This window comes from Intrasporangium sp. Soil_C_50 (assembly GCF_057656595.1).
This window is the reverse complement of sequence record NZ_JBDGKB010000002.1, coordinates 435,309-445,240: the sequence shown is the minus strand read 5'-3', so window position 1 is coordinate 445,240 and position 9,932 is coordinate 435,309. Positions and strand designations below refer to the sequence as shown.

The 9,932-nt window shown below is 70.8% G+C and carries 5 protein-coding genes and 1 tRNA gene; all 6 read left to right on the top strand.

The window, feature by feature from the left end; genetic code table 11:
- Positions 1–9: 9 nt before the first annotated feature.
- On the top strand, positions 10–4,575 hold the full coding sequence (gene gltB, locus AC3A5R_RS09545) for a glutamate synthase large subunit (RefSeq protein WP_487620509.1): 4,566 nt from the start codon (positions 10–12) through the stop codon (positions 4,573–4,575).
- Positions 4,568–6,025: a glutamate synthase subunit beta gene (locus AC3A5R_RS09540; protein ID WP_487620508.1), complete on the top strand. Its 1,458-nt coding sequence runs from the start codon at positions 4,568–4,570 to the stop codon at positions 6,023–6,025. The genes gltB and AC3A5R_RS09540 overlap by 8 nt, the downstream gene beginning before the upstream one ends.
- 66 nt (positions 6,026–6,091) lie before the next feature.
- Positions 6,092–7,549 (top strand): pyruvate kinase, encoded by a 1,458-nt coding sequence (pyk, locus tag AC3A5R_RS09535; RefSeq protein WP_487620507.1) that lies wholly within the window; start codon positions 6,092–6,094, stop codon positions 7,547–7,549.
- Positions 7,550–7,635: 86 nt separating this feature from the next.
- Positions 7,636–7,718 (top strand) — tRNA-Leu (locus AC3A5R_RS09530).
- A gap of 186 nt (positions 7,719–7,904) precedes the next feature.
- Positions 7,905–8,528, top strand: a complete 624-nt coding sequence (locus AC3A5R_RS09525; RefSeq protein ID WP_487620547.1) for an ANTAR domain-containing response regulator — start codon at positions 7,905–7,907, stop codon at positions 8,526–8,528.
- Between the two features lie 151 nt (positions 8,529–8,679).
- A complete protein-coding gene (locus AC3A5R_RS09520) occupies positions 8,680–9,897 on the top strand; it encodes a branched-chain amino acid ABC transporter substrate-binding protein (protein WP_487620506.1) in 1,218 nt (405 codons plus the stop codon).
- Positions 9,898–9,932: the final 35 nt, after the last annotated feature.

Here is a 9,932-nt window from a genome sequence, read left to right as displayed (position 1 = left end):
ACGGTGAACATGTCGCCGCACACCCGTACCCGGAACCTCTTCAGTGCTCAGCCTGAGGACTCCGGTCTCTACCGCCGCGAGTTCGAGCACGACGCCTGTGGTGTCGCCCTCATCGCGACGATGCGCGGGAGCGCCGGGCACGACATCGTCGACCACGCCCTGACGGCGCTCCGCAACCTCGACCACCGAGGTGCCACCGGCGCCGACCCGCTCGTCGGTGACGGCGCCGGCGTCCTGACGCAGATCCCCGACGCGTTCTTCCGCGGCGTCCTGCCCTTCACCCTGCCGAACGCCGGGGCCTACGCCGCGGGCATCGCCTTCCTGCCGGCGAACGCCGTCGAGCGCGCCGCGGCCAAGGCCCGCATCGAGGAGATCGCGGCCCAGGAGAACCTCAAGGTCCTCGGCTGGCGCGACGTCCCCGTCGAGGCCGACCTCGTCGGCCAGGTGGCCCGCGACTGCATGCCGCACTTCGAGCAGCTCTTCGTCAGCAGCTCGATCGGCCGGCAGGTCGCCCTCGGCCTCGACCGGCTCGCCTTCTGCCTGCGCAAGCGCGCCGAGCGCGAGGTCGACGTCTACTTCGCCTCGCTGTCGGCCCGCACCATCGTCTACAAGGGCATGCTGACGACCGGCCAGCTCGAGCCGTTCTTCCCCGACCTGTCCGACCCGCGCTTCGCCACCGAGCTCGCGCTCGTGCACTCGCGGTTCTCGACGAACACGTTCCCGTCGTGGCCGCTCGCGCACCCCTACCGGCTCATCGCCCACAACGGCGAGATCAACACCGTCAAGGGCAACCGCAACTGGATGCACGCCCGCGAGAGCCTGCTCACGAGCGACATCATCCCGGGCGACCTCAACCGGCTCTTCCCGATCTGCACGCCCGAGTCGTCCGACTCGGCCAGCTTCGACGAGGTCCTCGAGCTGCTCCACCTCGGCGGCCGCTCGCTGCCGCACGCCGTCCTCATGATGATCCCGGAGGCCTGGGAGAACCACGAGACGATGGACCCGGCCCGCAAGGCCTTCTACGAGTTCCACTCCAGCTTCATGGAGCCGTGGGACGGCCCGGCCAACGTCTGCTTCACCGACGGCACGCTCGTCGGCGCGGTCCTCGACCGCAACGGCCTGCGACCCGGGCGCTACGCCGTCACCGACGACGGCCTCGTCGTGCTGGCCTCCGAGACCGGCGTCCTCGACCTCGACCCGGAGCGCGTGGTCCGGCGCGGACGCCTGCAGCCCGGGAAGATGTTCCTCGTCGACACCGAGCACGGCCGGATCGTCGGCGACGACGAGATCAAGTCCCAGCTCGCGGCCGCCAAGCCGTACGCCGAGTGGCTGCACGCCGGCCTCATCCGGCTCGAGGACCTCCCGGAGCGCGAGCACATCGTCCACACGGCCGCCTCGGTCGCGCGCCGCCAGCAGACCTTCGGCTACACCGCCGAGGAGCTGCGCATCCTCCTCGCGCCGATGGCGCGCACCGGCGGCGAGGCGCTCGGCTCGATGGGTACCGACACCCCGATCGCCGTCCTGTCCTCGCGTCCGCGGCTGCTCTTCGACTACTTCACCCAGCTCTTCGCCCAGGTGACCAACCCGCCGCTCGACGCCATCCGCGAGGAGCTCGTCACCTCGCTCGGCACGTTCATGGGCCCGGAGGGCAACGCCCTGTCGGCGTCGCCGGCGCACGCCCGCCAGCTCGTCCTCGAGTTCCCGGTCATCGACAACGACGAGCTCGCCAAGATCGTCCACATCAACGCCGACGGCGACCTTCCCGGCTACGCGACGCACGTGGTCCGCGGCCTCTACGACGTCACCGGCGGGGCACGCGCGATGCGCGACCGGCTCGAGGAGATCTTCGCCGAGGTGTCTCAGGCCATCGCCCGGGGCGCGCGCTTCGTCGTGCTCTCCGACCGCGACTCCGGCCGCGACCTCGCGCCGATCCCGTCGCTGCTGCTCACCGCTGCCGTGCACCACCACCTCATCCGCGAGAAGACGCGCACCCAGGTGGGTCTGCTCGTCGAGGCCGGCGACGTCCGCGAGGTGCACCACGTCGCCCTGCTCATCGGCTACGGTGCCGCGGCGGTCAACCCCTACCTCGCCATGGAGACCGTCGAGGACCTCGTCCGGTCGCGCCAGATCGAGGGCGTCACGCCCGAGAAGGCCGTCCAGAACCTCATCAAGGCGCTCGGCAAGGGCGTCCTCAAGGTCATGTCGAAGATGGGCATCTCGACCGTCGCCTCCTACCGCGGCGCGCAGGTGTTCGAGGCCATCGGCCTGTCGCAGGACCTGGTCGACCGCTACTTCACCGGCACGGTGAGCCAGCTCGGTGGCGTCGGCCTCGACGTCATCGCCCGCGAGGCGTCCGAGCGGCACGCCACGGCCTACCCGCCCGACGGCGTCCACCAGCCGCACCGCGTCCTCGAGGTCGGCGGCGAGTACCAGTGGCGTCGTGAGGGCGAGCCGCACCTCTTCGACCCCGAGACGGTCTTCCGCCTCCAGCACTCGACGCGCCAGCGTCGCTACGACGTGTTCAAGCAGTACACGAACCGCGTCGACGACCAGACGACGCGCCTCATGACGCTGCGCGGCCTCATGGGCTTCCGGCCCACCGGGGTCACCGGCCGGCTGCCCGTGCCGATCGAGGAGGTCGAGTCGGTCAGCGAGATCGTCAAGCGGTTCAACACCGGCGCGATGAGCTACGGCTCGATCTCGCAGGAGGCCCACGAGACCCTCGCCGTCGCCATGAACCACCTCGGTGGCCGGTCCAACACCGGCGAGGGCGGCGAGGACATCGAGCGCCTCCTCGACCCCGAGCGTCGTTCTGCCGTCAAGCAGGTCGCCTCCGGGCGCTTCGGTGTCACGAGCCTCTACCTGACGCACTCCGACGACATCCAGATCAAGATGGCCCAGGGCGCCAAGCCCGGTGAGGGCGGCCAGCTCCCGGGCCACAAGGTGTACCCGTGGGTCGCGCGCACCCGGCACTCGACGCCCGGCGTCGGCCTCATCTCGCCGCCGCCGCACCACGACATCTACTCGATCGAGGACCTCGCCCAGCTGATCCACGACCTCAAGAACGCCAACCCGGCGGCGCGGGTCCACGTCAAGCTCGTCTCCGAGGTCGGCGTCGGCACGGTCGCGGCCGGCGTGTCCAAGGCGCACGCCGACGTCGTGCTCATCTCGGGCCACGACGGCGGCACGGGCGCCAGCCCGCTCACCTCGCTCAAGCACGCCGGCGCCCCGTGGGAGCTCGGCCTCGCCGAGGCCCAGCAGACGCTCGTGCTCAACGGGCTGCGCGACCGCATCGTCGTGCAGGTCGACGGACAGCTGAAGACCGGTCGCGACGTCGTCGTCGCCGCGCTGCTCGGCGCCGAGGAGTTCGGCTTCGCCACCGCTCCGCTCGTCGTGTCCGGCTGCGTCATGATGCGCGTCTGCCACCTCGACACGTGTCCGGTCGGCATCGCCACCCAGAACCCCGAGCTGCGTGCCCGGTTCACCGGCAAGCCGGAGTTCGTCGAGACGTTCTTCGAGTACATCGCCGAGGAGGTCCGCGAGCACCTCGCCGCGCTCGGCTTCCGGTCGATCGAGGAGGCCGTCGGCCAGGTCGGCAGCCTCGACATCGAGAAGGCCGTCGCGCACTGGAAGGCCTCGGGGCTCGACCTGACGCCGATCCTGTCCGTCGCCGACAACCCGACCGGCGGCACGCTGCACCAGTCGACCGCGCAGGACCACGGCCTCGACAAGGCGCTCGACAACGAGCTGCTGACGCGGGCGCTGCCGGCCATCGAGAGCGGCGAGCAGGTGCGTTCGAGCATCGCGGTGCGCAACGTCAACCGGACGGTCGGCACGATGCTCGGCCACCACGTGACCAAGTCGCACCCGAACGGCCTGCCCGACAACACCATCGAGCTGACGATGACCGGCTCCGGCGGCCAGTCCTTCGGGGCGTTCCTGCCGGCCGGCGTCACGATGCAGCTGTTCGGCGACGCCAACGACTACGTCGGCAAGGGCCTGTCCGGCGGACGCGTCGTCGTCCGGCCGGCGAAGGAGGCGCGCCTCGTCGCCGAGGAGAACGTCATCGCCGGCAACGTCATCGCCTACGGCGCGACGACCGGCCAGCTGTTCCTGCGCGGCGTCGTGGGGGAGCGGTTCTGCGTCCGCAACTCCGGCGCCCACGCGGTCGTCGAGGGTGTCGGCGACCACGGCTGCGAGTACATGACCGGCGGCGTGGCCGTCGTCCTCGGGGCCACGGGCCGCAACTTCGCGGCCGGCATGTCCGGTGGCGTCGCCTACGTCCTCGACCTCGACCCGCGCCTCGTCAACCCCGAGCTCGTCGACCTCGGCGCGCTGCGGCCCGATGACGAGACGACCCTGCGCGCCCTGCTCGAGGGGCACGTGCAGTGGACCGGCTCGCCGGTCGCGCAGGCCCTGCTCGACGACTGGGCGTCCGCCCGCGAGCGGTTCACGCTCGTCCTTCCCCGCGACTACCAGCGCGTCCTCGACGTCCGCGCCGAAGCCGAGGCCGAGGGCCTCGACCCCGACGGTGCCGACGTGTGGAACCGGATCATGGAGGCTTCCCGTGGCTGACCCCCAGGGCTTTCTCACCACCCGCGAGCGCGAGCTCCCGACCCGTCGTCCGGTCCCGGTGCGCATCCGGGACTGGAAGGAGGTCTACGAGGAGCAGGAGCGCGGCCAGCTCCAGCGCCAGGCCGGACGCTGCATGGACTGCGGCATCCCGTTCTGCCACTCTGGCTGCCCGCTCGGCAACCTCATCCCCGAGTGGAACACCCTCGCGTGGCGCGGCGACTGGTCCGACGCCATCGAGCGGCTGCACGCGACGAACAACTTCCCGGAGTTCACCGGGCGCCTGTGCCCCGCCCCGTGCGAGACCGCGTGCGTCCTCGGCATCAACCAGCCGGCCGTGACGATCAAGCAGGTCGAGGTCACGACGATCGAGCGCGCCTTCGACGACGGCCTCGTGCGGCCGCTGCCGCCCGAGCGCCTGTCCGGCAAGACCGTCGCGGTCGTCGGCTCGGGGCCCGCGGGCCTCGCCGCCGCCCAGCAGCTGACGCGCGCCGGCCACACCGTCGCGGTCTTCGAGCGGGCCGACAAGCCCGGCGGCCTCCTGCGCTACGGCATCCCCGAGTTCAAGATGGAGAAGTCGGTCCTCGACCGGCGCCTGGCCCAGATGGAGGCCGAGGGCACGCGCTTCCGCAACAGCGTCGACGTCGGCGGCGACGTCACCGGACAGCAGCTGCGGGACCGCTACGACGCCGTCGTCCTCGCGCTCGGTGCCACGGTGCCGCGCGACCTGTCGGTGCCGGGCCGCGAGCTCGGCGGCATCCACCAGGCGATGGACTACCTGCCGCAGGGCAACCGTGCCGCGCTCGGCGAGGAGGTGGCCGACCAGATCCTCGCCACCGACAAGCACGTCGTCGTCATCGGCGGCGGCGACACCGGCGCCGACTGCATCGGCACGGCGCACCGCCAAGGCGCAGCGTCGGTGACGAGCCTCGAGATCCTGCCCCAGCCGGGGGAGGAGCGCCCGGCCGGCCAGCCCTGGCCGACGTACCCGATGCTCTACCGCGTCGCGAGCGCCCACGAGGAGGGCGGCGAGCGCGTCTACGCCGTCAGCACCACCGACTTCGTCGGCGACGACGACGGCAACGTCGCGGCCCTGCGCCTGACCGAGGTCGAGATGGTCGACGGGAAGCTGACTCCCAAGCCGGGCACCGAGCGGGAGATCCCGGCCCAGCTCGTGCTCTTCGCGATGGGCTTCCTCGGCCCGGAGGGCCCGGGCGTCGTCGCGCAGCTCGGCGTCGACCTCGACGAGCGCAGCAACGTCCGGCGCGACAAGAACTTCATGAGCTCGGTGCCCGGCGTCTTCGTCGCCGGCGACGCGGGCCGTGGCCAGTCGCTCATCGTGTGGGCCATCGCCGAGGGCCGGGCCGCGGCCGCGGGTGTCGACGCGTGGCTCACCGGGTCCTCGTCGCTGCCGCGCCCGATCGGCCCGAACGACCGCCCGCTGACCGCCTGAGCCGAGTCCGTCCACGGGGCGAACCCCCTTGGTGACTCAGGTCACAGGCCCCATAAGGTGAGAACCATGCGCCGCGCCAAGATCGTCTGCACGATCGGACCCAAGACCTCCTCCCCTCACCAGCTGCGCGCCCTCGTCGACGCCGGCATGGACGTGGCCCGCCTCAACCTCTCCCACGGAGACCACTCCGTGCACGAGCAGGTGTACCGCGACGTCCGCGCCGCCAGCGACGAGTCCGGCCGCGCCGTCGGCATCCTCGTCGACCTCCAGGGCCCCAAGATCCGCACCGGCCGGTTCGCGAGCGGCCCCGTCTCCCTCAGCGTCGGCCAGCAGTTCACCATCACCACGCGCGACGTCGAGGGCGACGACTCGATCGTCGGCACGACGTACAAGGGCCTGCCCGGTGACGTGAAGCCCGGCGACCTCCTGCTCATCGACGACGGCAAGGTCATGCTCAAGGCCGTCGAGGTCACCGACACCGACGTCCTCACCGAGACCGTCGTGCCCGGCGAGGTCAGCAACAACAAGGGCATCAACCTGCCGGGCGTCGCCGTCAGCGTGCCGGCCCTGTCGGAGAAGGACCGCGAGGACCTCCGCTTCGCGATGCGCCTCGGCGTCGACCTCATCGCGCTGTCGTTCGTCCGCTCGCCCGACGACCTCGCCGACGTCCACGAGATCATGGACGAGTTCGGCTACCGTCTGCCGGTCATCGCCAAGATCGAGAAGCCGCAGGCCGTCGAGAACCTCGAGGCCATCGTCTCCGCGTTCGACGGGATCATGGTCGCCCGCGGTGACCTCGGCGTCGAGATGCCCCTCGAGGACGTCCCGCTCGTCCAGAAGCAGGCCATCGAGCTGGCCCGCCGCGAGGCCAAGCCGGTCATCGTCGCGACGCAGGTGCTCGAGTCGATGATCGAGAACCCGCGCCCGACGCGTGCCGAGGCCTCCGACGCCGCCAACGCGGTCCTCGACGGCGCCGACGCCCTCATGCTCTCGGGCGAGACGTCCGTCGGGGCGTGGCCGATCGACGCGGTGCGCACGATGGCCCGCATCATCGAGACCACCGAGGAGCGCGGCTACGACAAGATCGCCCGGATGAAGACCAACCCGAAGACGGTCGGCGGCGCGGTCAGCAAGGCGGCGGTCGAGATCGGCGACGTGGTCGGGGCGAAGTTCCTCATCACCTTCACCGAGACCGGCGGCTCTGCCACGCGGATGGCCCGCCTGCGCCCGCGGCTGCCGATGCTGGCCTTCACCTCCGAGCCTCGCGTCCGCTCCCAGCTGGCCCTGACCTGGGGCATCGAGACCTACCTCGTGCCTCGGATGCACCACACCGACCAGTTCGCGATGCAGGTCGACCTCAAGCTCATCCCCGAGCACCGGGTCACCGAGGGCGACCGCGTCCTCATCGTCGCCGGCTCTCCCCCCGGCATCCCGGGCTCGACGAACGCGCTGCGCGTGCACCGCGTCGGCGACGCGGTCCACCGCCGGGCACCTGCCTACCGTCCGGAGGAGGTCACGGGCTGACCCGTCCTCCCGACGCACCGAGGGTCGGTGCCCGCCACCGCGGGTACCGGCCCTCAGCCGCATCGGTATGCTGGCCCGGCACTCCGGCCGGGGTGGTGGAATGGCAGACACGGGGCACTCAAAATGCTCTGGCCGCAAGGTCGTGCGGGTTCGAGTCCCGCCCTCGGCACCCCTCGCCCTGACCCTTCAGGCGACGCGTCGAGCACCGACTGCGCACCGCACGCGCGTCACCGGCCCGAAACGCGCGTGAAACGTGCCCCCGGTTACGCTGTGACGCGTGACCAGCGAGCAGAGCACTGACGAGAGCACGACCGCGAACGCCGACGAGAGCGCGACGCCCAAGCCCCGCCCCACCATGGCGGCCGCGCCGGTCGAGGAGGCGCCCGCCCAGGGCGCGGTTCCCGGCGCCACCCGCATCCTCGTCGCCGAGGACGAGGCCCTCATCCGGCTCGACCTCGTCGAGATGCTGGGGGAGCAGGGCTACGAGGTCGTCGGCCAGGCCAACAACGGCGAGCAGGCCGTCGCTCTGGCCAAGGAGCTGACGCCCGACCTCGTCATCATGGACGTCAAGATGCCGGTGCTCGACGGTCTCTCGGCCGCCGAGCAGCTGCACGAGACCAAGGCCTGCCCGGTCATCATGCTGACCGCCTTCTCCCAGACCGAGCTCGTCGAGCGCGCCCGCGACGCCGGCGTCATGGCCTACATCGTCAAGCCGTTCACGGCCGACGACCTGCGCCCAGCCATCGACATCGCGACGTCGCGCTGGCAGGAGCTCAAGGCCCTCGAGGCCGAGATCGCCGACCTCGGTGAGCGCCTCGAGACCCGCAAGCTCGTCGACCGGGCCAAGGGCGTGCTCATGACCCAGCTCAAGCTGTCCGAGTCCGACGCGTTCCGCTGGATCCAGAAGACCGCGATGGACCGCCGTCTCGGGATGAAAGAGGTCGCCGAGGCCGTCATCAACGGCTTCCCGTCGTCGTGACGCAGGGCCCGCCTGAGATCGTCCGGCGGGCAGGTCACGACAGGTCACGACACGGTCACCGATCGTCCGGAATCCGTGACCAGCCGGGGGGCATGGGCCTAGTCTCCGAGTCAGCCCTCGCAGGAGGGGATGTGACATCAGGAGGACACCTGTGCGTTCCCACATGAAGTTCGCTGTGCCGGTTCTGGCTGCAGCACTGGCCCTGAGTGCCTGTGGCACCCGCGGCGACAGCGGCGGTACCGGCGGCGGGGCATCCGGTGGTGGCAAGAAGATCGCGAAGATCGGCGTCATCGCGCCCCTCTCCGGCGACCTCTCGGCGCTCGGCAAGGGCATCCAGAACTCGGTCGACCTGGCCGTCAAGCAGGCCAACGCGAACAACACGATCCCCGGCTGGACGCTCCAGGTCGAGCCGGTCGACGACGAGGCCAAGCCCGATGTGGGCAAGAACGGTGCGACGAAGCTCGCCGCCGACGACCAGGTCGTCGCGGTGGTCGGCAACCTCAACTCGAGCGTCTCCCAGCAGACCCAGCCGGTCTTCTCCGCCGCCAACATCGTGCAGGTCTCGCCGGCCAACACCGGCCCGGCCCTGACCCGTGGCGCCGACGGCAACACGCGTCCGTACAAGACGTACTTCCGCACCTGCACGACCGACATCGTCCAGGGCGCCTTCGCCGCGAAGTTCCTCCTCGACCAGGGCATCAAGTCGGTCGCGACGATCAACGACAAGAAGACGTACGGCCAGGGTCTGGTCAAGTACTTCACCGAGTCCTTCACCAAGGGCGGCGGCACCGTCGTCGCGGCCGAGTCGATCAACCCCGACGAGAGCAACTACGCGCCCGTCATCTCCAAGGTCGCGCCGAGCAAGCCCGCCGCCGTGTACTACGGCGGCGAGTACCCGCAGGCGGGCCCGCTCTCCAAGCAGATGAAGGACAGCGGTCTCAACGTCCCGCTCATGGGCGGCGACGGCATCTTCGACCCGAAGTACATCCAGCTCGCCGGCACGACGTCGAACGGTGACCTCGCCACCTCGGTCGGCGCCCCGACCGAGTCGACGGACGCCGGCAAGAAGTTCCTCGCCGACTACGAGGCTGCGAAGTACGCCGACCCGGCTGCTGCCTACGGCGGCTACTCCTACGACGCGGCCAACGCGATCATCGCGGCGCTCAAGACCTCGCTCGCGAGCGCCTCGGACGCCAAGAGCGCCCGTCAGGCCACGGTGGACGCGATGAAGGGCGTCGACTTCCAGGGCGTCACCGGCAACGTGAAGTTCGACGACTTCGGCGACACGCTCGCTCGCGTCATCACCGGCTACAAGGTCGACGGCGGCAAGTGGGTCTCGGTCAAGACCGAGACGATCGCCGCCAGCTGACGACGATGACACGGCCCGGGCCGGAGGACAGCTCC